This is a genomic window from Paenibacillus sp. FSL H8-0259 (assembly GCF_037963255.1).
GTDB classification, from domain to species: domain Bacteria; phylum Bacillota; class Bacilli; order Paenibacillales; family Paenibacillaceae; genus Paenibacillus_AQ; species Paenibacillus_AQ phytohabitans.
In genome coordinates this window covers 8,219,099-8,241,058 of the sequence record NZ_CP150147.1, presented here as the reverse complement: position 1 = coordinate 8,241,058, position 21,960 = coordinate 8,219,099, and the positions used below count along the sequence as shown (strand labels likewise).

The window sequence follows — 21,960 nt, the reverse complement described above, 5'->3', positions numbered from 1 at the left end:
AGACTGTCACTCCTTTAAATCTTCCAAATGTGGCATCAGCCATGAAGTGGAAATGTCGAAGAAAATGGGTTGTTGCTGAATCTTATCCCCAATATGCAATATCAAGAGACAAAAAAATATGGATAAATTTGAATTGTTCACAACTTTATCCACAGCTTGTTGATAATATAGAGAACAAACAAATCTATTCACATTCAAAAGTAATACCATCATAGCAAAACCCCCCTTGTTTTTCAATGAGCCACGCTATTTTATCCACAAATTCAATCACTTGTGTATAATTTTTAGGAACACCACTACATATTGTTGATAAATTGTTTACCGTTCGACAGTTTCCGTCATGGCTTCGATATTTTTATACACAGGTTGTGCTCAGTTGTGAGCAGTCGACTATTTTTTTTGATCACAGGTGGATAACTATAATGTCCTGTGGATTACTTTTTGAGACAAAAGGGCTGTGGATAAGACGCGGAGGCCGAATTTTGGAGGGACGGAAGCAATCTGGGGATAGATAGACAGCAGCAGCTGAAGAGACCTGTGGAGAAATAAAAAAGAGGGAGGAAGGGGACAAGGTTGACTTTTGCCTTGATTATGTGTTTAAATATATAAAGGTGTTTTCTGTGAGGATATGTCTCCAAATTTAATTGATAATACTTGTAGATACTGTCCCTACTCTAAGGACGGCTTAGTCCGTTTCTGCTTATATGACAGTAATTAAGTTCCTGTAAGGGAGGTGCAATACATGAGACCGACGTTCAGACCGAATGTGAGCAAACGCAAAAAGGTGCATGGTTTCCGCAAAAGAATGAGCACGAAAAACGGCCGCAAAGTGCTGGCAGCCCGCCGCTTGAAAGGCAGAAAAGTTTTGAGTGCGTAAGTTAGGCCACTTAGGGACCACTGCGGTGGTCCTTTTTTACAAGATGAGAATTCAATGGGGTCCCCATAAAGTACCTGAGTAATCATCGAAGCAAAGCCCCACTTTGTGGGGTTATTTTACATGGGATCCCCGCAAAAGTTACGGATCACGCTTCACTACAGAGCCGCACTTTGCGGGGCTTTTTTTGATTGTTATATAAGGAAGGAAGAGGATGCCCGGCATTTTTCCCTTCTATATATAGCGCAGAATTGGATGCATCTCCTCAGAGCGGGAGGACCACTGTTATTCTGCAGCTGCAACAATAAAAGTTTGGCTCTGCAGAGGATGATAGCGCTACTGCGGGGTTTTTTTGAAAGATGAAAATGTATACGCTTTGCATTATGAAGGAGCCTTATCTTTCCGCTGAAACAGATGCCGTTTATGGCATCACCTGAATGACTATACTAATTAGAAGATGAAATTCCGGAGCTTACGCGAAATCCGGTATTTGAATAGGAGAGTCCCGTGCACAAAAGTCTACGATTACGAAACCGTGCCGACTTCAGCCGCGTATACCGCCATGGGAAGTCATTTGCGAATCATCAATATGTGGTGTACTGGTTTCCCAGAAAAGAGGTGGAGCGTTTCCGCGTAGGTATATCTGTCAGCAAGAAGGTTGGAAACGCCGTGGTACGCAACCGTATGAGGCGGCTGGTAAAGGAAATTGTCCGTCACCATGAGCCGGAAATTATCGGGGGTCTGGACATCGTGTTCATCGTAAGAAAAGGAGCTCTCTCCAAGGATTACGGCGAGCTCGAGAAAAGCGTGCTGCATGTGCTTCGCAAAGCCAAGCTGCTCAAGGCTTTGCACAAGTAAGAGGGGCACAGGGGGCTTGTTTATTTGTATCCATAATTATGTTATGATTTACGGTGCAATGGAATGTTTATGAGAGGGGTTTTGAAGTGTCTCTAATGAAGACTAAGCGAGGAAAAATGTTTCTTCTCCTCGGGTTAATGGTTCTAATGATTGCTGTTCTGTCGGGGTGTTCTCCGTCTGGGGCGGCATCAGTGACGCACACTACGGAAGATTTGAAAAATGGAGGCTTCTGGCAGAGTAATGTCGTCTATTATTTCGCCATTGCACTGGATACTTTCGCGAAGTGGTTTAATGGCCAGTACGGATTAGCCGTACTTGTAATGGTTATCATTGTGCGTACGTTAATTTTGCCGCTTACCATGAAACAGGTTAAGAGTTCACGTGCGATGCAGGCCATCCAACCGGAACTTGAGAAGATTAAGAAAAAATATAAAGATGAGCCCGAAAAGGTACAGCAGGAAACGATGCGCCTGTTCCAGGAGAACAAGGTAAATCCGATGGCAGGCTGTCTGCCGCTGATCGTGCAGATGCCGATCTTCATCGCCCTGTACAACTCGATCTATTACAACCCGGATCTTAGATTGCATGACTTCCTGTGGCTGCAGCTCGGCAAGCCCGATCACCTGTTCATTCTGCCGCTTCTTGCCGCTGCTACGACATTCATTCAGACCCGTATGATGACCAAAATGAACCCGGTACAACAGCAGGGTCCAATGCAGTTCATGATGATGGTATACCCGGTTCTGATTTTCATCATGTCCTACAACTTCCCGTCTGCGCTTCCGCTGTACTGGTTCTATAGCAATCTGTACACCATTATTCAGAACTACTTCTTGTACCGCAACAACGATAAACATAAAGCGGCTATTGCCGCTGCAAGTGCCACCGCTAACGCTACTGCGGGTAACGGCAAAGCCAAAGAAGTGAATTTGACGAAGAGCAAGAACAGCAACAATAACGCCCGCAAAGATGTTACTCCTGCTGCAAAAGGTAATAGCAGCAAAGGGAAGAAGGGGGTCAAAAAGTCAAAATGAGCAAAGTCGTCGCGACAGGGAAAACCATTGAAGAAGCTGTAGAACGGGGACTTAACCAGCTTGGAGTTCAGAAGGACCGGGTAACGGTCAACGTACTTGAACAGCCGTCAAAAGGATTCCTTGGATTGATCGGTGCGAAGGGAGCCAAGGTAGAATTGACCTTGATCTCTGAAGCCGCACCGGCATCAGCGGCGAGTGCTCCGCTACTGTCTCAGCAGTCAACAAGAGAGAGCAAACCAGAGGCGATCAGCGGCGTACCGCGCCAGGATTCCGGACAACCGGTGGAGGAAGCTTACCAACAGGCCGTTCATTTCATTGTGGATGTCGCCAAGAGCATGGGGCTCGAGGTGGAAGTTGAAATCGTTCATACCAAGGAATCAACTGTTCTGCAAATATCCGGTCCGGATCTCGGGCTGCTGATCGGCAGAAGAGGACAAACTCTCGATGCTCTGCAGTATTTGGCTAATATTGTTGCCAACCGCTATTCCGACAGCTTCATCCGCCTTGTGCTGGATGCGGAGAACTTCCGTGAACGCCGCAAGAAGACGCTTGAGGAATTGGCGGACCGGCTCGCGGGACGTGTAGTCCGGACCCGTAAAGAGGTCGTCCTGGAACCCATGTCCCCGCAGGAACGCAAGATTATTCATTCCAGATTACAAGATCACCGGCAGGTTAACACGCTTAGCAAGGGTGAAGAACCGAACCGCCGCGTCGTTATAACATTGAAGTAGATCTATATGCCGCAATGACTCCTTGACCTATGCGAGGAGTCATTGTTTTTTTGAAATATAACAATTTATATGGTTCGCGAAATATATTACCCTTATATTTCCCGCTGAAACGTATGCCGTCCTTTGGAGGACGGCTTAACCGTTTCCACTTGAAGATACAAATAAGAAAAGATCAAGTCAGAGGTGAATAACAACATGCTTAGTGACACTATTGCTGCTGTATCGACGGCTCTGGGCGAGGGCGGAATTGCCATCATCCGGGTTAGCGGACCGCAGGCTATCAGCCAGGTTGCTCCATTGTTCCAAAGCCGTATCCCCCTTACGGAAGCTGAATCCCATACTGTGCATTATGGACATATTGTAAGTCCGCTGGATGGGGAGCGGATGGAAGAAGTGCTGGTTACGGTTATGAAGGGACCGCGTTCTTTTACAACGGAAGATGTAGTGGAGATCAGTGCCCATGGCGGCGTAATCTCTGTAAGAAGAGTGATGGACCTGCTGCTGCAGCAGGATATCCGGCTGGCTGAGCCGGGGGAATTCACCAAACGTGCTTTTCTGGGCGGACGGATTGATCTTTCGCAGGCGGAGGCTGTTATCGACCTGATTCGTTCCAAATCAGACCGTGCCTTCTCGGTTGCGCTTAAGCAGGTTAGCGGTTCTCTATCCGCACGGATTCATGAGCTTCGGCACACTCTTATTGAGATGCTGGCTCATATTGAAGTGAACATTGATTATCCGGAACATGATGTGGAATCCTTAACTGCCGATTTCATCAAGGACAAGAGCCAAGAGGTTATGGAAGGCATTAACAAGCTGCTTCGTACAGCTAATGAAGGAAAGATTCTGCGCGAAGGGATTACAACAGCAATTGTAGGCCGGCCTAATGTCGGCAAATCCTCCCTGCTTAACGCGCTTGCCCGCGACAACAAGGCGATTGTAACCGATATTCCGGGAACAACGCGTGATGTAATAGAAGAGTATGTTACGATTAATAATATTCCCCTGAAGCTGCTGGACACTGCCGGTATCCGTGAAACGATGGATGTGGTAGAAAGAATCGGTGTGGAACGTTCGAAGGCGGCTTTTAGCGATGCGGATCTGATTCTGCTGGTGCTGAATGCCAATGATGAGCTGCATGAGGATGAACTGGCACTTATGGAACAAATCCACGGTAGACAAGCCTTGGTCATCATGAATAAAATGGACTTACCGTCCCGTCTGGATACGGATAAGCTGCGCTCTTTTTTTGACGAATCGAGCATTGTACCGATGTCTGTGCTGGAAGAGGAAGGACTGGATAAACTGGAAGAGGCGATCTCGGCACTCTTTTTCGGAGGCAAGCTGGAGTCGGGTGACTTGACTTACGTAAGTAATGTAAGACATATTGCCCTGCTGAAGAAGGCGCATAAATCACTTCAGGATGCCTACGAAGCTGCGGAGATGCTTATTCCTATAGATATGATACAGATTGATGTGCGTCTGGCCTGGGAGCAGCTCGGTGAGATCGTTGGAGATACGGCTGCGGATTCTCTGCTGGATCAGATTTTCTCGCAGTTCTGCTTAGGCAAATAAAAGGAGGGAACAGTTATGAATTATGATGGAGGCAGCTATGATGTTGTCGTCATTGGCGCCGGACATGCCGGCTGTGAAGCGGCTCTGGCTGCTGCACGGATGGGCTGCCGCACACTGATGATCACGATTAACCTGGATATGGTGGCCTTCATGCCATGTAATCCATCCATTGGCGGACCCGCCAAGGGCCATGTAGTGCGTGAAATTGATGCGCTGGGCGGGGAAATGGGCCGCAATATAGATAAGACTTTCATTCAGCTGCGGATGCTTAATACCGGGAAAGGACCTGCTGTCCATGCACTTCGTGCACAGGCAGACAAGTTCCTCTATCAGCATGCGATGAAGGAAACGATGGAAAAGACGCCAAACCTGACACTGCGCCAGGGCATGGTGGAAGAACTGATTGTTGAGGACGGCCGCTGTGCCGGGGTTGTTACGAAGACCGGAACCATATATCACAGCAAAACTGTTATCCTGACGACCGGAACCTATCTGCGCGGCAAAGTGATTATGGGTGAACTGACTTATGAGAGCGGACCGAACAATCAGCAGCCGTCCGTACGGTTGTCGGAGAATTTGCGTGAGCTTGGATTCGATCTTGTCCGCTTTAAGACAGGAACACCACCGCGTGTGCATAAGGACACGATTGATTTCTCCAAGACAGAAATCCAGCCGGGCGATGATAAACCGAAATTCTTCTCTTTTGAAACCAAGTCATCAGATAATGAACAGCTGCCTTGCTGGCTGACTTACACATCACCGGTCACACATCAGATTATTAATGACAACCTGCACCGGGCACCGATGTTTACCGGAATTATTGAAGGAACAGGTCCTCGCTATTGTCCATCGATCGAAGATAAGGTCGTGCGGTTCAGCGATAAATCACAGCATCAAATCTTCCTTGAGCCTGAAGGTAAAAACACATCGGAATACTATGTACAAGGTCTGTCTACAAGCCTCCCTGAGGATGTACAACTGGCAGTGCTGCGTTCCATTCCCGGTATGGAAAAGGTTGAAATGATGCGTAACGGCTATGCCATTGAATATGATGCGATGGTTCCAACACAGCTCTGGCCTTCCCTTGAAACCAAACGGTTGCCGGGACTGTTCACAGCAGGGCAAATCAACGGTACCTCCGGTTATGAGGAAGCTGCAGGGCAGGGTGTAATTGCAGGCATTAACGCAGCGCGTAAAGTACAGGAGAAGGAGCCGGTGGTGCTTGACCGGTCCCAAGGTTATATCGGTGTGCTGATTGATGATCTCGTCACCAAGGGAACCAATGAACCTTATCGTCTGCTGACTTCGCGTGCGGAATACCGCCTGCTGCTCCGTCATGATAATGCGGACCTGCGCCTGACTCCAATCGGTTATGAAATTGGACTTATTCCAGAGCAACGGTATGAGGCATTCCTTGATAAAAAAGGACGAGTGGACCGTGAAATCATCCGCCTGCAGGAAACGAAGGTTAAACCTGTTCAAGTAAATGAAGCTCTTGCCGGATATGACTCTGCACCGATTGTTGACGGAAGCAATCTGCTAACCTTAATGCGCCGTCCGGAGCTTGCCTACAGCTTCGTAGATATGATATCGCCTGCCCCAGAAGAACTGGACGAAGATATGAAGGAGCAGGTTGAGATTCAGATAAAGTATGCCGGATATATTGAGAAACAGCTCCAGCATGTTGAGAAGCTGCAGAAGATGGAGAAGAAGAAGATCCCTGAAGATATCAACTACAATGAGATTCATGGACTTGCGATGGAAGCCCGGCAAAAGCTGACCAAGATCGCTCCAATCTCCATCGGCCAGGCTTCGCGCATCGGAGGAGTAACACCGGCGGATATCTCGATTCTGCTTGTACATCTGGAGCATTATAACCGTGTGACAGCGGCGAAAGGATAATCTATGGATACTACGGCAGCCCAGTTCACCGCTCTGCTCAAGGAGCGCGGACTACAGCTCTCAACGAAGCAGTTAGAACAATTCGAACTATACTTCCAGGAATTGATTTCCTGGAATGAGAAGATGAACCTTACAGGTATTACGGAAAGAAGTCAGGTGTATACGAAGCATTTCTACGACTCTCTATCTCTGGCTTTCTATCTGAATATGGATGAAACCAAGAGTCTTGCTGATATCGGATCGGGTGCAGGGTTTCCTGGAATTCCGCTGAAGATTTGTTTCCCGCATCTGAAGCTGACGATTGTAGACTCACTCAGCAAACGGATCTCTTTTCTACAGCATGTATGTAACACCCTGGGCCTGACTGGCGTACAACTGATCCACGGACGTGCCGAGGATGTCGCCAGACAGTTTGTACACCGTGATGCTTATGATGTGGTGACTGCACGTGCAGTTGCCCGCCTATCTCTTTTGAATGAACTTTGTCTTCCGTTCACACGCAAGGATGGAATCTTCGCCGCAATGAAGGGGAGCGACCCGGCTGAGGAATTGGCAGAAGCCACACGCAGCTTCAAGGAACTTCGCGCTGAACTGCAGAAGGTGGAATCCTTCAGCTTGCCTATTGAAGAATCCGCCCGGCATATTATTCTCGTACGTAAGACCGGGGCAACACCAGCGAAGTATCCGCGTAAGCCAGGCGTGCCTGCGAAGTCGCCCCTTGTATAATTGTTTCACGTGAAACAATCAAAATCATATTTACGAAACCAGATCAAGCTCATGCAGAATGGGCTTGATCTTTTTTTATGAGATTTGTGGTATATGCCCCCATCAACGGCATTTTCACCTGTGCCATAACATATAACCTCAAGACTGGACCATATAGAGTTTATTTGTGAATAAGGGGACCCAGGGGGACCTTTAGGCAGGAAAAATAGGTCTATATGGAGAATAGGATTATGAGCAGAAAAGTGATAGAATACTATAGTAAGACTTTTTATAGAGAAGACTCTTCTGCTACTCTGTTACTACCCTGGTTACAGAGAAATGAAGGTCAGAAATATGGCTAGGCTGTTCTTGAATTAAAGAGCTGATCAGCGATCTGATTCATTCTTTAATTGTAGGGAAAGTGACTATGAATAGGATAGATGCTTTTCTCACGCTGTACGATAGGCTTTTCGCAAGAAAGGTTAGAAGGATCGTACTATAACGAAATTAGGTGGTTATGAACGGAATGAAAGAACAATTCACCAAGCTTTTTGGATTTACCGAGCGGAGCAGCGGAGAAGAGATCAAACAAATCCCGGTTCATGAGGTTATCAGCAGTCCATATCAACCACGGACGATATTTGATGATGACAAGATAGATGAGCTATGCCAGACTATCAAAACTCATGGAGTTATCCAGCCGATCGTTGTGCGTATGCGTGATTCCCAGTATGAAATCATTGCCGGTGAAAGACGTTGGCGGGCGGTCAAAAAGCTGGGCATGGAGACTATTCCAGCTCTTGTACGCGAATTCAATGATTCACAAGCAGCTTCAATTGCACTGATAGAGAATTTGCAACGTGAGGGTCTGACTTCTATTGAAGAGGCAATCGCCTATCAGAAGCTGATTGATCTGCATCAATTGACGCAAGAGAGTCTGGCCCAACGGCTTGGCAAAAGTCAGTCAACGATTGCCAACAAAATTCGCTTGCTGAATTTACCGGAGGCAGTCAAAGTTGCACTAATGGAAAGAAAGATCACTGAGCGTCATGCGCGTTCGCTTTTGTCTCTGGACAGTGAAGAGATGCAGATGAAGGTGCTGGCTGAGATTATCTCCAAAGAGCTCAATGTGAAGCAAACAGAAGCACGTATTGCATTCTATAAAGCCGTTACACAGACTAAGAAATCAAAACGGGTATCCTATACAAAAGATGTTCGTCTCGCTCTTAATACCATTCGCCAATCCATAGACATGGTGTCCGGTTCGGGGATGGAAATCAAGACCTCCGAGAATGACCGTGGCGATCATTATGAGATTGTTATTCAAATCCCAAAAAGATAAATGGTTTCAAAAGCTGAAGGCGGCCCTGAGGTGATTGGCCGCCTTTTCTATGACTAGCTCCAGACGTTATCACACATACACTTTATGGATAAGTTAATGTATATTTGTCTACACTTCCCGCACATGTGATGCCGTAGTATACAAATCATTATGCCAATACAACTCATGACCTTACAAGATGATTCTTTCTAACAATTCGAGGTGAAATAAGTGTCCAAGATTATTGCCATAGCAAATCAAAAAGGCGGGGTCGGTAAAACAACAACCTCTGTAAACCTGGGTGCCGGCATGGCTACTTTAGGGAAAAGAGTGCTGCTTGTTGATATTGATCCGCAAGGCAACACTACGAGCGGCGTTGGCGTCAACAAAGCGGATGTAGCAAATTGCATTTATGATATTCTTATTAATGAAGCAAACCCGCAGGAAACGATATTGGAGACTCAAATCGAAGGCCTTCATATCATACCGGCTACTATTCAATTGGCGGGTGCGGAAATTGAATTAGTCTCTACCATATCCAGAGAACTAAAGCTGAAGAAGGCTCTAAATGCGGTCAAGGCGAATTATGATTACATCATCATCGATTGCCCTCCATCATTGGGCATTCTTACCATTAATTCTCTGACAGCAGCGGATTCAGTCATTATACCGATTCAATGTGAATACTACGCGCTTGAAGGGCTAAGCCAACTGCTTAACACAGTAAGACTAGTGCAGAAGAATCTTAACCCTCACCTTAAGATAGAGGGGGTACTGCTCACTATGCTTGATGCCCGGACCAATCTGGGGATTCAGGTGATTGAAGAAGTGAAAAAGTACTTCCAGGAGAAGGTATATAGAACCATTATTCCGCGTAATGTCCGCCTAAGTGAAGCGCCTTCACACGGACAATCCATTATTACTTATGATTCCCGTTCCAAAGGAGCGGAAGTGTATTTAGAGTTGGCAAAGGAAGTGATTTCTTATGAGTAAGCGCCTAGGCAAAGGCTTGGATGCTTTAATACCTTCTTTATCCATTAACGAGGATGACAAGGTTGTAGAAATACCCTTGTCGCAGTTAAGAGCCAATCCGTATCAGCCGCGTAAAGATTTCAACGAAGAAGCTATTCAGGAGCTGGCTGAATCTATCAGACAGCATGGGGTTATTCAGCCAATCATTGTCCGCAGTGTATTGAAGGGGTATGAGATTATTGCTGGTGAACGCCGGTTCCGTGCATCCCAATATTGCGGCAAAGCAACGATCCCTGCGGTGGTCCGCAGCCTGAGCGACCAGCAGGTTATGGAGATTGCCCTGATCGAAAACCTGCAGCGTGAGAATCTAAACGCAATGGAAATTGCGGTTGCATATCAAGGGCTAATGGATCAATTTGCTCTTACCCAAGAAGAGCTATCACTGAAGGTGGGGAAGTCCAGATCCCATATTGCCAACTTCCTGCGGCTGCTTAGTCTGCCAGAGGAAGTGAAGGATTATGTTTCACGTGGAACAATTTCTATGGGCCATGCCCGGGCAATTGTAGCGCTGAAAGATCCGGAGACGATAAAGCAATTAGCTGAACAGTGTGTGGAACAGCAGTGGAGTGTGAGAGAGTTGGAAGAGGTAGTGAAAAACCTCGACCGCAAACCTGCGAATGGGATCAAAGCTAAGGTGGTCAAACGCGATCCTTATATTGATAACGTTGAGGAAGTATTGCGGGAACGCTTCAAAACAACCGTTAAGATTAAGCAAGGTAAGGAAAAAGGAAAAATAGAATTAAATTATTACAGTGCCCAAGACCTGGAAAGACTGCTGGAGTTGCTCGGGAACTGATTTGGATATTTGTGCCGAAAACATATCCTGAGATATCCCTAAAACGGATATGGAGGGATATGTTTTTTAAACGGAAAATAGTGAGGTGAAGAGATGGAGAGACTGGTTTATCTGGATCATGCAGCAACCTCGTGGCCTAAGCCGCCTGCAGTGGCTGCTGCAATGGTGGATGCTCTGGAGCATTCAGGGGCAAATGCCGGACGCGGTAACCACTCGCTGGCGATAGGTACAGGGCGCGTGCTGGTGCGGGCACGGGCTTTGCTGGCTCAACTGTTCGCTGTCTCCAATGCTCAGAATATTGCCTTTACCCATAACACAACCATGGGGCTAAATATGGCTATTAAGGGTACACTTCAACCAGGGGATCATGTGATTTCAACGATGACAGAACATAACTCTGTACGCAGACCCTTAGAGTATTTGCGCCGGACAATAGGTATTGAAGTGGATTATTTACAGGTGGATGGTGAGGGGCAGGTTGATCTGCTAGAACTTCAAAAATCATTCCGCCACAATACCAGAATGGTGGTTTGTAATCACAGTTCCAATCTGCTCGGGAGCATACTTCCTCTTGGAATTATCGGCGATATGGCCAAATCACACGGAGCTGTGTTTCTGGTGGATGCTGCTCAGAGTGCGGGCTCGCTGGATATAAATGTGCCGGAAATGAATATCGATCTGCTGGCTTTTCCGGGGCACAAAGGGTTGTTGGGACCTCAAGGCACCGGGGGGCTGTATATATCGCCACACTTAGATCTGGAACCTCTGATGCACGGCGGAACAGGCAGCCAGTCGGAAAATAGTGATCAGCCCATGGTGCGGCCTGACCGCTATGAAGCTGGCACTCAGAACGCTGTTGGTGTAGCCGGGCTGCTGGCGGGTGTGAAGGAGATACTGGCCATGGGAACGGAACGGATTCATATGCAGGAGTGGGAGCTGACGCAGAGGCTGATGGAAGGCTTGGCCTTCATCCCGGGGATTAGGATTCTCGGCCCTGGCCTGGGCATTCAGCGCAGCGGAATTGTCGCGTTTGTAGTGGAGGGACAAGAGTCAGCGGATATTGCCCATCGCCTGGACCGTGAATATAACATTGCAGTGCGTGCAGGCATGCATTGTACGCCGCTGGCCCATAAAGCCGCAGACACTTTGGAGAGTGGTGCGGTGAGGGCGAGTGTTGGTGTAAGCTCGACAGAAGAGGATGTTAACAGATTGCTGGATGCCATGGCCGAAATGTATGGTGCTTCACGAACAAGATAACAAGTGGACATGGCGTTGGCGTCCTTTTTAAAGGACGGTACCGTTCGGCGGGAAATAGAAGGATAGCTATCATGTGAAACCTGATGAATTTTTATATTTAGACAAAGGATGGTCCATATATGTCGGAATTAAATGAAGTAATAAGTGAACAGCTGTCGGTGTTCATTATGGGTTTTGCAGTGATAATTATTCTGCTGGCAATTGTTCTAATTATTCAAGGTGCCAAGATCCGCAAGATGCGGCGCAGATATGAAGCGATGATGACCGGGAACGGCATTGAGGATCTGGAGAGCCTGCTGGTAAACCTGAAGAACCAGGGAGATATGCTGGAGGATGGTCAGCGTGAGCATAAGGCAATGATTGAAGCCGCACAAGCCAAAATGCGGGGGATGAAGTCCAAGGTAGCCATGAAACGCTATAATGCCTTTGGAGAGCGCGGCAATGATCTGAGCTTCTCGCTTGCCATTCTGGATGACAACCATAGCGGAATTGTGCTGAGCAGCCTGCACAACCGCGAGAACTCATATATATACTCCAAGCCGCTTGAAAAGGGAGAGTCGCAGTATCCTCTGTCTCCAGAGGAGAAGGAAGTTATTGCTCTCGCGCTGCAGCAGATCTAGCATGAAGGTTCCATTGCTTAAGTGCGGAGTATAGGCTGGAAGCAATGATATCGGATAATCTCATTACAAGGCTTAATCTCGTATTCTGCAGTACAAAATATTCCATGAAGCCGCCGACATTCACAATGCCTGTCAAATGGATATCGCCTACTGGCGGGAGTTGCTTGTTGACCCCTGCTCCCGGCCGGAGGGGGCCGTCTACGACCTGGATACAGCCAACGCTTGTTGACTGGCCCAGACAGGCATCAATTCCGATGATGAACGGGTTAGGGTGCTTCTGATAAATGAGGGAGAGAGTCTCCTCCAGGTTAACAGCATGAACTGGCTCGTCCAGCGTTCCGTAGAGATGGAATAAGGGGCTATGGAAGCGGGCAAGCGCAGTGCCGACCAGCGGTCCAAGTGAATCACCGGTAGAGCGGTCTGTGCCTACACAGACAATGACAATTGGTGTATCTGTACGTGTGCGTGAAAAGTGGAAAAGAAGCCGGTGGGTAATCGCAGAATAGATATCGGGATCAGCATGTGATATTTTTAAACAGGATGGTTCTTGCAGGGATGAAGCTTTAGAAGAGAAATTCATATGATCTTCCTTTCTGTTCTGATGATCCTAGTATATGGATGAAAGTGGCTTTTTATACTATGGCGGCAGTAGATAGGACGAATAGCCCAGAGGAGGCGCGGAGTGTGGAGGATGAACTGCTAATAGCCTTTGATTCGACCCAGCAGGCGCTGCGCGCTGAGATGCTGCTGGAATATGCGGAGATTGAAATTGATATATTTCCTACACCCAAGGAGATTACAGCCGGTTGCGCCATGTCGATCCAATTCTACCGGAATGCATTGGAAGAGGTGCGGGTCATTGTGGCGGAGCAGAATGTAGAGATACGCGGGATCTTTGCCAAATCAAGTGATGGTATTGGATATGTGGAGGTTGTGGAGAAGGAGGGGCAGGATGAATAACTGGATGCTGGAAGTGACAACACCGAGCGAGGCAGTCGAAGAAGCGGTCCGCTTTAAGGATAGAATATGGGAATGGATAACCAATGCAGATATGTGGGCAACCGTGCTGTTTTCCGGGGTACAGATTCTGCTGCTTTTTCTTGTGACCCGGGTGATTATTAAAGTAGTCTCGGGTGTTATCGACCGTTCCCTGGAGAGGGAGACGCGGGGAAGGCGCTTAGCGAATAACCGCCGATTCTCAACAGTAGGCGGACTTATGAAAAATGTGGTTGCCTTCATCTGTAATTTTGTCATGATTATGATGATTCTGTCTGTATTCCAATTCGATCTGAAACCGCTGCTGGCCGGGGCCGGAGTTGTGGGGCTGGCGATAGGGTTCGGCGCACAAAGTTTGGTCAAAGATGTAATTACCGGTTTCTTCATCATCTTCGAGGATCAATTTGCAGTAGGCGATGTCATCCAGAGTGGAACCTATAAAGGTACGGTAGAAATGATTGGCCTGAGAACGACCCGGCTGCTGAGTGCGACAGGGGAAGTGCATATAATACCGAATGGCACGATTGTAAACGTTACGAATTATTCGCTGGCTAATGCCCTGGCGGTAGTGGATGTGCCTGTCAAAATAGAGCGGGGTTTAGAAGCAACACTTGCACTGATTGGAGAAGCGCTTAAGGGGATAGAGGAACGGAACCCCAGTGTAATTGACTATCCCAATGTACTGGGTATTCAGTCGATGAGTACTTCGGAGTATGTAATCCGGGTGGCGGCTACTTGCATGCCTAACGCCAGAGATTCCGCAGAGCGGCAGATTCAGAGTGATATTAAGCAGGCCCTGGAGCAGCAGAGCGCTTTGGAAGCAGCCAAGGCAGAGCAGGAGGCTCGTGTGCAGGCAGACAGGGAGGCAAGGGAGGCTGAAGCGGCTCAAGAGGAGGAACTCTCTGAGAGCGCCCGTAGAGCCCGTGAGGAGCAGCAGGCAAGTCCGAGAAGACAGATAGCTGCTGCGCAAGAGGGAGAGGAAGGGGAAGAAGAATAATGGAACGCAAAGTATTCGGGCTGGGTGATATTGTACAGATGAAGAAGCCGCATCCCTGCGGAACGAACGAGATGGAGATTATCCGTATGGGAATGGATATCCGGATTAAATGTACCGGCTGTCAGCATAGCGTCCTAATCCCCCGTGCTAAATTCGAAAAAAATATGAAGAAGGTTCTTCATTCTGCTGAGAGCGGAGCCGAAAACAATTAAGCTTGCAGCAGAGGTAAAGCGCTAGTGCAAAAAGCTTGCAATTGTAACTTTGGCATGATACAATAACTCTTGCTGCGGAGAGGTACCCAAGAGGCCCAAGGGGGCTGACTCGAAATCAGTTAGGCGTGTCACAGCGTGCGTGGGTTCGAATCCCACCCTCTCCGCCACTTCAGCATTATATACAATAACTACTATCCCTTCGTTCAGGTGACGAAGGTTTTTTTATTTCTGCATGAAGACATACAAAAAGAGAGACCTTTGCAGGTCTCTCTCCAGAGGCAGTACATCAATGATGTTTGGAAATCTCTGTTTGTAGCCGCTAAAGTGAAACAGGTTGTGCCAGGCTGCTTTTTTTAGGAGCGGCCTTTACTCTCCCCGGGTTACAATAGTTGCTGATTCAGAATCCCTGTGATTGTGTTCGTCTACGACGTTCAACGGAACCACACCTCTCTTTTGTACTGCCTGAGTATAGTATGTGCAGCCGGACAGGTTTTATACATGCGATTGATTAATTAATGCACGCGTGCTTTCTCGACTTTTTTCCACTTGCGGTTCTGGTTGGAGGTCTCAGGAAACGTGTCGCCCTTCTCCATTTCAATCCGCTTGGGATTCTGGATCTCGGTATGGAAGCTGCGCGCTTCGCCTACTTCTGTATAAACCCCCGGATTGGGGGCTTTATCGCCCTTTTCGTACTCTGTTTTCTCGCCCATAGTATGATAAGCCTCCTTCTGTAAAGTGGTGGAGCGGTTATATTGTGGCCTTGCAGAGACATCTTCATGTAATTAATATCGGTCCATGATCTGGTGCGTATGAATAAAGCTTGCATTCATCAGTGGGATTTGGTATATTGATTTGGTGCGAGTCTATGTTTGTGCTCGTTCCTTGCTCCTGACGTGATCAGGGGCCTCAGACCATAAGGAGGTGAAAATTATGCGCAAATATGAAGTCATGTACATTATTCGTCCTGACATTGAACAAGAAGCCGTTCAAGCAGCAGTCGAAAAATTCCAAGGCATCATCTCCAACGGCGGAGAAATTACAAAGCACGATGTGCAAGGTAAACGCCGTCTTGCGTATGAGATCAAGAAATTCCGTGATGGCGTTTATGTTTTGGTTAACTTCAATGCAGAACCTGCAGTAGTTACCGAATTGGAACGTCTCATGAAGATTTCCGACGAAGTAATTCGTTATCTCATTACGAACGACGTTGCCTAAGATATTGACAAGCTTTGTAACGAATCGCGCTATAAGGAGGGGATTGAATTGTTGAACCGTATCATTCTGATCGGTCGGTTGACCCGTGACCCGGAACTTCGTTATACTCCCGCTGGTGTTGCCGTAACGCAGTTTACGCTTGCCGTAGACCGCAATTTTACGGGCCAGAACGGTGAACGCGAAGCGGACTTTATCCCGGTAGTAACCTGGAGACAGCTGGCTGAGACCTGTGCCAATTACTTGCGCAAAGGACGACTGGCAGCCGTAGAAGGACGCATCCAAGTACGGAATTACGAGAATAATGAAGGTAAACGTGTATACGTCACTGAAGTTATTGCTGATAATGTCCGATTCCTGGAATCCTCGCAGAACCGTGAAGGCGGAAATGCACCAAGTGGTGGAAGTACTCCCGAAGAGCCTGCCTTTGGTGGCGGCGGTAACGGCGGTAACAGTGCACGCGGAAATAACAATAATTTCTCGCGTAACAACAATACTCAAGATCCTTTTTCAGGCGATGGAAAACCGATCGATATATCGGACGATGATTTGCCATTTTAATAAGGAAGGACTGAACTGAACATGGCTTTTAAACCAAGAGAAGGCGCGGACAACGACAAAAGACCGGCACGTCGTGGTGGACGCAACAAGCGTAAAAAAGTGTGCTACTTCACTGTGAACAAGATTACTCACATTGACTATAAAGACACTGAGCTTCTTAAGAAGTTCATCAGCGAACGCGGAAAGATTTTGCCGCGTCGTGTAACTGGTACAAGTGCAAAATACCAACGCGCTCTGACCATTGCTGTAAAACGCTCGCGTCAAATCGCGCTGCTGCCTTACACAACGGAATAGGACGTTTTATGAAGCAGCCGGCTAAGCCGGCTGCTTTTTTGCATGCATACAAAAGAAATACGCGGGCAAAAACTGTATAATAGGGGCAGAATACTAGCTATATAGATTGAACTTGAAAATATTCTCTGGAGTCACGGCAATCCCATAATAGAAAAAATACAAGTTCAATCTATATAGGCCATTTAAATAAAACTTGGAGGAATGAACAATGATCAGCGCAAGTCCTTACATCATTATTGAGCACGTGCAGGAGTCTGTGGAGTACTACAAGAGCGTTTTTGGCGGAGAGATCAAGGTTCTGAATGAACATAATGGCAAGCTGCTGCATGCTGAGCTGCATTTGGGGCAGACACTGATTCATTTCTCCGATGATTACGGCAAAGGTGCCAAGACAGAGAATGTAAGTGTTATTCTGGGGCTGGACAACGAAGATGAGATGCGGGCGATTTATGAGAAACTGAGCTCAGAGGGCGGGCAGGTCAAGGTGGAGCTGCAAAAAACCTTCTTCGGCGCACTTCATGGACAGGTTACCGACGGTAAAAACGGAATTACATGGGTAATGAATTGCTTTGCCGGCAATTGACAACCGGATTCCAGATGTAGTAAATTACAGGTATCCTATAACTAAAGGGGAAATTTTGATGTTGGTGAGCGTTCTTAACTAAGCAACTTCATATCATTCCGGCAGTAAGCCGCAGCGTGCTCCAATCATTGCCAGGAGCATGTCTTGTTAGACTATGTCCAGGTGACATGTCTGATTAGCCGCGGGCTGTAAGAATGAATGATTTAGTTAAGAACACATGCGAAGCGTCATGATGGCCTCTTTACGGCTATTATTCTCTTTGTGATTAACCGTGCTCTTTGCAGCACGGTTTTTTCTGTTTTCAGGAGCTTTTCATCCAGCGGGTGGGGCCAGTACCTGAAGCCGAAGAGGAGAATAGCAATCAAAAGAGGGCGAAGACTGCCGCAGTGGCGGGTCTTCGCCCTTTTTGCGTTAGGGAGCAGGCCTGAAATACAGGCATCTATACAAGGAGGAATCAGAGTGAATCTACAGAGTATGAACACCTTGGAATACGAGACAATCAAACAGGAATTAATGCGCCATGCCGTATCCTATGAAGGGAGAAGATATGTGAGCGAGCTTGCGCCGATGACCTATCTGCCGGCTATACACCGCGCACTGGATGAAGCGGACGAAGCCAAAGAACTGCTGGAGCGGGGGGCGAGTGTGCCCATTCCGTCACTGGAAGGCATTGAGTGGGTTCTGTCACTGCTTGGAACGGGTTATCTGTACAATGAGCAGGATTTTACCGCAGTATCCGTGTTCCTGCACAGCTGCGGACAGCTGCGCAAGTATATGGCATCCAAGGAGCAGAGTGCGCCGCGTATTGCTGCTTACGGAGCTTCTCTGCAGGAGCTGAGTTCTGTCAGGGATGAGATCGAACGTTGTATCCGGCTGGGTGTTATTGACGATCAGGCCAGTAAAGGACTGGAGCGGGTACGCAAACGGCTGGCTGTGGCCAAGGATCGACTGCACCGAAAGCTGGAGAGTATTATGGCGCGCCATAAGTCCATCCTTCAGGAGAGTCTGATCAGCATGCGAGGCGGCCGGTATGTGATTCCGGTGAAACGGGAGTATCACAAGCAAATCAAGGGTTCCGTGCTGGATCAGTCAACCAGCGGGCAGACCGTCTTCGTAGAGCCAGACGAGGTGGCCTCCCTTCAGGGGGAGATTGAGCTATTGTCAGCTGATGAAGCCCGGGAGGAAGGAATCATCCTAAGTATGCTGACAGGGCTGCTAGAGCAGGAACAGGCGGCTCTGCGGCTGAATATTGAAGTAACCGGCACCTATGATTTCATCTTCGCCAAGGGAAAGTATGCCAGGGTTCTTAATGCCCGGACGGTCTCACTGAATGAACGCGGCTTCCTGCGGATGAATGGAGGCAGGCATCCTCTGCTCAAGGATATGGTGCCGGTCAGTCTGGAGTTTGGTCAGGGCTACAAATCTCTGATCGTAACCGGCCCCAATACAGGCGGCAAAACAGTAGTACTCAAAACGCTGGGCCTGCTGTCGTTGATGGCGCAATCCGGTCTGCTGGTGCCGGTTGCGCCGGACAGTGATTTTACTGTGTTCAGCAATGTAATTAGCGTAATTGGCGATGGTCAGAGTCTGACGCAGTCGCTCAGTACCTTCTCTGCACAAATGAAGAGTATAGAAGGAATGCTTAGTGATGCCGGCAGAGGCGTACTTCTGCTGATTGATGAGCTGGCGGCAGGTACCGACCCCGGGGAAGGGTTCGCACTTTCGATTGCTATTCTGGAGGAGCTGAACCGTAAGGGTGCTAATATTGTGGTAACCACCCACTTCAACGAACTTAAGGTATTTGCTGCAGCTACACCGGGATTTCAGAATGCACGGATGGAGTTCGATAAAGAGACTCTGCAGCCGCTGTACCGGCTGACGATTGGCGAAGCGGGCGATAGCTATGCCTTACAGATTGCCGAGCAGCTCGGCATAAACAAACCGGTTATTGAGCGTGCCAAACAGCTTGTAGCCGAGCAGCAGGAGCATAGAGGCAGCCAGAGGCCGTGGAATAGCCCTTACAGACAGGAACAGAGTTCAAGAGCTGCTGATGCAGAGAAGAGGAACGCTGCGTCTCAGAGCGGCAATCCGGATCAAAACCGGGATGATGCAGCTGATGCGGGGCACAGCGTGCCGGCGGCGAAGCCCGATTTTGAAGTGGGAGATGCTGTTTACGTCACTACCCTGGGGCGCACGGGAATTGTATATATGAAGAAGGACAGCCGGGGGATGGTCGGAGTGATGATCCAGAAACAGAAAATAACCGTAAACCATAAGCGCTTGAAGCCATATCTGTCCAAAGAGGAGCTATATCCGGAGGATTATGATTTTGATATTATTTTCGAGAGCAAGGATACCCGCAAGAAGCGCAAACTGATGCAGAAGAAGCATGTTGAGGGCCTTAGCATCATACATCCCGAGGAGGAAAAATAAGTGTGATTACTCCAGAAGTCTGCCCGTCAGGGCAGGCTTTTTTCACATTTCACGGGGGCCTCTGCAGACCGAATAGAAATTAAAGGCTTCACTTTAGAGCCAATATTGGTTATCCTCTATTATGTGGCGTAGTCAAATGTCCATGAGCTGAACAATGAGAGTTATAGTAAAATTCAGTGTAGAAACCGCTTACATTAAAGCGCGATGGAACCCGGGAGGGAAGAAATATATGTCAAAACATATCATCGGCCGGCTAATGCTCCTGCTTATGCTTGCGGTGGCGTTGTCTGCATGCAGCGGGCCAAGCCCGGGCGCCGAGTCTTATATGACGCGCTTAAGCAAAACAGCCGATGAACCTATAGCAGGCGGGACAGTAACATATGGATATTCATCTGCGTTTCAGGGCAATTTCGAACCGGCCTTTATTGAAGGGGAAGACGATGCAAATGTGCTTGAATTCACTACGGAAGCCATGTTCAAAGTCAACGATGACCTGTCTACCGCTCCTAACATTGCCACTTGGCAGGAATCTGAGGATCATACGGTATTTACGTTCACCATTAAACCCGGTGTCCGCTGGCATAACGGCGATGAGCTGACCGTGGAGGACTGGAAGTTTGCCCTGGAGACCATCGCCAGCCCGGATTATCCGGGCTCCAGGTATTATAGCGTGGAAATGATTAAGGGAGCCGAAGCTTACCACCTGGGGGAGGCCAAGGAAATCACCGGACTCAAGGTGATGGACCCGTATACGCTGCGCATTACGATGAATTCAGCGCGGGCGAACATGATCGATAATCTGTGGGCCTATCCGATGAACAAGAGGTATTTCGAGGGCGTCGCAGTGAAGGATATGTTGGACAGTGATCAGGTCCGTAAGCAGCCTATTGGCACCGGTCCTTTCATGATTAAGGCTATTGTGCCGGGTGAGAGTGTCGAGATGATACGGTTCGATGACTATTATAAAGGGGAAGCTCTGCTGGACGGAGTAACCTACAAGGTCATTGACAGCAAGGACATGACGGCCCTGCTTGAAGCCGGAGACATCGATATCGGTACCCTTCCGCGGGATGCTTACCAGGCTGCAGGGCAGCTGAACAATGTGGAGATCAAAGTGACACCGGGGCTGTCTTATGAATATATAGGGTTCAAGTTTGGACACTGGGATGATGAGAGCGGCCAGGTGGTGATGGATAATCCCAAATTCCAGGATAAGCGGCTCCGCAAAGCGATGTATTATGCGCTTGACCGGCAAGGTATTATTGATAAATATTCCTATGGCCTGGGAACACTGATCGAGACTCCTATTCCCAGCTCAAGCTGGGCTAAGATCGATGACCAGGAAATAGATACCTATGCCTATCTTCCGGAGAAGGCAGAGACCCTGCTGGATGAGGCAGGATATCTCGATACGGACGGAGACGGGCTCCGCGAGGATCCAAGCGGTAAGAAATTCACGATTCATTACGACGCGATGTCCGGGAGCAAAACAGCAGAGGCGCGTACTGCAGCGATTCTGCAGAACTGGCATGATGTCGGCCTGAATGTTCAGTTAAACGGCGGCAGCCTGAAGGAGCTGAACAGCTTTTATGAAGCGGTAGAGTCCGATGATCCGTCCGTAGAGCTGTTTAACGGTGTATGGGGGCTGGCCAGCGACCCCGATCCTTCGGGCTTATGGCGGGCAACCGATTCGTGGAATTATCCGCGGTGGACGTCCAAGCGCAGCGAGGAACTCATCCGTGACGGGGTAAGCCTGAAAGCTTACGACCAGGATTTCCGCAAAGAGGTTTATTATGAATGGCAGAAGCTGATTAATGACGAGGTTCCGATGATCTTTTTCTCCGAACGCTCTAATATTACCGCGGTTAATAAACGCCTCCAGGGTGTATCTACGAACGCGCTCAGCAACATACGTGATCCGCAGAACTGGTGGATAAAGGAAATCGAATAGATAAATAATGACGGTCCGA

General features: G+C 48.2%; 23 protein-coding genes and 1 tRNA gene. 22 read left to right on the top strand and 2 right to left on the bottom strand.

Annotated elements, in window-relative coordinates; translation table 11 throughout:
- Positions 1–742 precede the first annotated feature (742 nt).
- From rpmH to NSU01_RS35500, 12 genes are all read left to right on the top strand, one after another.
- Entirely contained in the window at positions 743–877 is a 135-nt protein-coding gene (gene rpmH / locus NSU01_RS35555) for a 50S ribosomal protein L34 (protein ID WP_039295761.1), read from the top strand.
- Between the two features lie 504 nt (positions 878–1,381).
- On the top strand, positions 1,382–1,732 hold the full coding sequence (rnpA, locus tag NSU01_RS35550; RefSeq protein ID WP_042140607.1) for a ribonuclease P protein component: 351 nt from the start codon (positions 1,382–1,384) through the stop codon (positions 1,730–1,732).
- Positions 1,733–1,818: 86 nt separating this feature from the next.
- Positions 1,819–2,766, top strand: coding sequence for a YidC/Oxa1 family membrane protein insertase (locus NSU01_RS35545; RefSeq protein WP_042140606.1), 948 nt, complete (start codon positions 1,819–1,821; stop codon positions 2,764–2,766).
- Complete coding sequence (jag, locus tag NSU01_RS35540; protein WP_039295766.1) at positions 2,763–3,497, top strand: RNA-binding cell elongation regulator Jag/EloR; 735 nt, start codon at positions 2,763–2,765, stop codon at positions 3,495–3,497. Before NSU01_RS35545 ends, jag begins: the two co-directional genes overlap by 4 nt.
- Positions 3,498–3,692: 195 nt before the next feature.
- Positions 3,693–5,069: a tRNA uridine-5-carboxymethylaminomethyl(34) synthesis GTPase MnmE gene (mnmE, locus tag NSU01_RS35535; protein WP_042140605.1), complete on the top strand. Its 1,377-nt coding sequence runs from the start codon at positions 3,693–3,695 to the stop codon at positions 5,067–5,069.
- Between the two features lie 15 nt (positions 5,070–5,084).
- Positions 5,085–6,971, top strand: coding sequence for a tRNA uridine-5-carboxymethylaminomethyl(34) synthesis enzyme MnmG (mnmG, locus tag NSU01_RS35530; protein ID WP_076243744.1), 1,887 nt, complete (start codon positions 5,085–5,087; stop codon positions 6,969–6,971).
- Between the two features lie 3 nt (positions 6,972–6,974).
- Positions 6,975–7,697, top strand: coding sequence for a 16S rRNA (guanine(527)-N(7))-methyltransferase RsmG (gene rsmG / locus NSU01_RS35525; RefSeq protein ID WP_076243743.1), 723 nt, complete (start codon positions 6,975–6,977; stop codon positions 7,695–7,697).
- 505 nt (positions 7,698–8,202) lie between these two features.
- Entirely contained in the window at positions 8,203–9,018 is an 816-nt protein-coding gene (gene noc / locus NSU01_RS35520; protein WP_039295780.1) for a nucleoid occlusion protein, read from the top strand.
- A 210-nt stretch (positions 9,019–9,228) separates the two neighbouring features.
- Positions 9,229–9,990, top strand: coding sequence for an AAA family ATPase (locus NSU01_RS35515; protein ID WP_042140602.1), 762 nt, complete (start codon positions 9,229–9,231; stop codon positions 9,988–9,990).
- Entirely contained in the window at positions 9,983–10,825 is an 843-nt protein-coding gene (locus NSU01_RS35510) for a ParB/RepB/Spo0J family partition protein (RefSeq protein WP_042140601.1), read from the top strand. The genes NSU01_RS35515 and NSU01_RS35510 overlap by 8 nt, the downstream gene beginning before the upstream one ends.
- A 93-nt stretch (positions 10,826–10,918) precedes the next feature.
- Positions 10,919–12,082 carry an aminotransferase class V-fold PLP-dependent enzyme gene (locus NSU01_RS35505; RefSeq protein ID WP_042140600.1) on the top strand — a complete coding sequence of 388 codons (1,164 nt, stop codon included), beginning with the start codon at positions 10,919–10,921 and terminating at the stop codon, positions 12,080–12,082.
- 119 nt (positions 12,083–12,201) lie between these two features.
- Positions 12,202–12,702 (top strand): DUF4446 family protein, encoded by a 501-nt coding sequence (locus NSU01_RS35500; protein WP_076243742.1) that lies wholly within the window; start codon positions 12,202–12,204, stop codon positions 12,700–12,702.
- Here NSU01_RS35500 and yyaC read toward each other — a convergent pair.
- The gene (gene yyaC / locus NSU01_RS35495) at positions 12,674–13,282 is read right to left on the bottom strand and encodes a spore protease YyaC (RefSeq protein WP_039295795.1); all 609 of its coding nucleotides are present in this window, start codon (positions 13,280–13,282) and stop codon (positions 12,674–12,676) included. The genes NSU01_RS35500 and yyaC overlap by 29 nt on opposite strands.
- 104 nt (positions 13,283–13,386) lie before the next feature.
- On the opposite strand from yyaC, the gene NSU01_RS35490 reads away from it, so the two are divergent.
- The 4 genes from NSU01_RS35490 (at position 13,387) to NSU01_RS35475 (ending at position 15,074) form a co-directional block, all read left to right on the top strand.
- Positions 13,387–13,662 (top strand): DUF3343 domain-containing protein, encoded by a 276-nt coding sequence (locus tag NSU01_RS35490; RefSeq protein WP_076243741.1) that lies wholly within the window; start codon positions 13,387–13,389, stop codon positions 13,660–13,662.
- The gene (locus NSU01_RS35485) at positions 13,655–14,695 is read left to right on the top strand and encodes a mechanosensitive ion channel family protein (protein ID WP_076243740.1); all 1,041 of its coding nucleotides are present in this window, start codon (positions 13,655–13,657) and stop codon (positions 14,693–14,695) included. The genes NSU01_RS35490 and NSU01_RS35485 overlap by 8 nt, the downstream gene beginning before the upstream one ends.
- Positions 14,695–14,907 carry a DUF951 domain-containing protein gene (locus tag NSU01_RS35480; protein ID WP_039295799.1) on the top strand — a complete coding sequence of 71 codons (213 nt, stop codon included), beginning with the start codon at positions 14,695–14,697 and terminating at the stop codon, positions 14,905–14,907. Before NSU01_RS35485 ends, NSU01_RS35480 begins: the two co-directional genes overlap by 1 nt.
- Positions 14,908–14,983: 76 nt before the next feature.
- A tRNA-Ser gene (locus tag NSU01_RS35475) sits at positions 14,984–15,074 on the top strand.
- 345 nt (positions 15,075–15,419) lie between these two features.
- On the opposite strand, the gene NSU01_RS35470 is transcribed toward NSU01_RS35475, so the two are convergent.
- Positions 15,420–15,617: a YjzC family protein gene (locus NSU01_RS35470; protein WP_039295806.1), complete on the bottom strand. Its 198-nt coding sequence runs from the start codon at positions 15,615–15,617 to the stop codon at positions 15,420–15,422.
- Between the two features lie 220 nt (positions 15,618–15,837).
- On the opposite strand from NSU01_RS35470, the gene rpsF reads away from it, so the two are divergent.
- From rpsF to opp4A, 6 genes are all read left to right on the top strand, one after another.
- Positions 15,838–16,122 carry a 30S ribosomal protein S6 gene (gene rpsF, locus NSU01_RS35465; RefSeq protein ID WP_038598251.1) on the top strand — a complete coding sequence of 95 codons (285 nt, stop codon included), beginning with the start codon at positions 15,838–15,840 and terminating at the stop codon, positions 16,120–16,122.
- 48 nt (positions 16,123–16,170) lie between these two features.
- Positions 16,171–16,680 (top strand): single-stranded DNA-binding protein, encoded by a 510-nt coding sequence (gene ssb, locus NSU01_RS35460; RefSeq protein ID WP_039295814.1) that lies wholly within the window; start codon positions 16,171–16,173, stop codon positions 16,678–16,680.
- 21 nt (positions 16,681–16,701) lie between these two features.
- Positions 16,702–16,974: a 30S ribosomal protein S18 gene (rpsR, locus tag NSU01_RS35455; RefSeq protein WP_036699837.1), complete on the top strand. Its 273-nt coding sequence runs from the start codon at positions 16,702–16,704 to the stop codon at positions 16,972–16,974.
- 208 nt (positions 16,975–17,182) lie between these two features.
- A complete protein-coding gene (locus tag NSU01_RS35450; RefSeq protein ID WP_042140595.1) occupies positions 17,183–17,557 on the top strand; it encodes a VOC family protein in 375 nt (124 codons plus the stop codon).
- A gap of 459 nt (positions 17,558–18,016) precedes the next feature.
- Positions 18,017–19,990 (top strand): DNA mismatch repair protein MutS, encoded by a 1,974-nt coding sequence (locus NSU01_RS35445; protein WP_076243738.1) that lies wholly within the window; start codon positions 18,017–18,019, stop codon positions 19,988–19,990.
- 229 nt (positions 19,991–20,219) lie between these two features.
- Positions 20,220–21,941 carry an oligopeptide ABC transporter substrate-binding protein gene (opp4A, locus tag NSU01_RS35440; RefSeq protein ID WP_076243737.1) on the top strand — a complete coding sequence of 574 codons (1,722 nt, stop codon included), beginning with the start codon at positions 20,220–20,222 and terminating at the stop codon, positions 21,939–21,941.
- The last annotated feature ends 19 nt before the right edge of the window (positions 21,942–21,960 follow it).

What these genes read in the sequence shown, in the direction of transcription:
- rpmH (WP_039295761.1), top strand. Translation starts at nt 743, where the DNA reads ATGAGACCGACGTTCAGACCGAATGTGAGCAAACGCAAAAAGGTGCAT.
- jag (WP_039295766.1), top strand. Translation starts at nt 2,763, where the DNA reads ATGAGCAAAGTCGTCGCGACAGGGAAAACCATTGAAGAAGCTGTAGAA.
- mnmE (WP_042140605.1), top strand. Translation starts at nt 3,693, where the DNA reads ATGCTTAGTGACACTATTGCTGCTGTATCGACGGCTCTGGGCGAGGGC.
- mnmG (WP_076243744.1), top strand. Translation starts at nt 5,085, where the DNA reads ATGAATTATGATGGAGGCAGCTATGATGTTGTCGTCATTGGCGCCGGA.
- rsmG (WP_076243743.1), top strand. Translation starts at nt 6,975, where the DNA reads ATGGATACTACGGCAGCCCAGTTCACCGCTCTGCTCAAGGAGCGCGGA.
- noc (WP_039295780.1), top strand. Translation starts at nt 8,203, where the DNA reads ATGAAAGAACAATTCACCAAGCTTTTTGGATTTACCGAGCGGAGCAGC.
- NSU01_RS35510 (WP_042140601.1), top strand. Translation starts at nt 9,983, where the DNA reads ATGAGTAAGCGCCTAGGCAAAGGCTTGGATGCTTTAATACCTTCTTTA.
- NSU01_RS35505 (WP_042140600.1), top strand. Translation starts at nt 10,919, where the DNA reads ATGGAGAGACTGGTTTATCTGGATCATGCAGCAACCTCGTGGCCTAAG.
- NSU01_RS35500 (WP_076243742.1), top strand. Translation starts at nt 12,202, where the DNA reads ATGTCGGAATTAAATGAAGTAATAAGTGAACAGCTGTCGGTGTTCATT.
- yyaC (WP_039295795.1), bottom strand. Translation starts at nt 13,282, where the DNA reads ATGAATTTCTCTTCTAAAGCTTCATCCCTGCAAGAACCATCCTGTTTA.
- NSU01_RS35485 (WP_076243740.1), top strand. Translation starts at nt 13,655, where the DNA reads ATGAATAACTGGATGCTGGAAGTGACAACACCGAGCGAGGCAGTCGAA.
- NSU01_RS35480 (WP_039295799.1), top strand. Translation starts at nt 14,695, where the DNA reads ATGGAACGCAAAGTATTCGGGCTGGGTGATATTGTACAGATGAAGAAG.
- NSU01_RS35470 (WP_039295806.1), bottom strand. Translation starts at nt 15,617, where the DNA reads ATGGGCGAGAAAACAGAGTACGAAAAGGGCGATAAAGCCCCCAATCCG.
- rpsF (WP_038598251.1), top strand. Translation starts at nt 15,838, where the DNA reads ATGCGCAAATATGAAGTCATGTACATTATTCGTCCTGACATTGAACAA.
- rpsR (WP_036699837.1), top strand. Translation starts at nt 16,702, where the DNA reads ATGGCTTTTAAACCAAGAGAAGGCGCGGACAACGACAAAAGACCGGCA.
- NSU01_RS35450 (WP_042140595.1), top strand. Translation starts at nt 17,183, where the DNA reads ATGATCAGCGCAAGTCCTTACATCATTATTGAGCACGTGCAGGAGTCT.
- opp4A (WP_076243737.1), top strand. Translation starts at nt 20,220, where the DNA reads ATGTCAAAACATATCATCGGCCGGCTAATGCTCCTGCTTATGCTTGCG.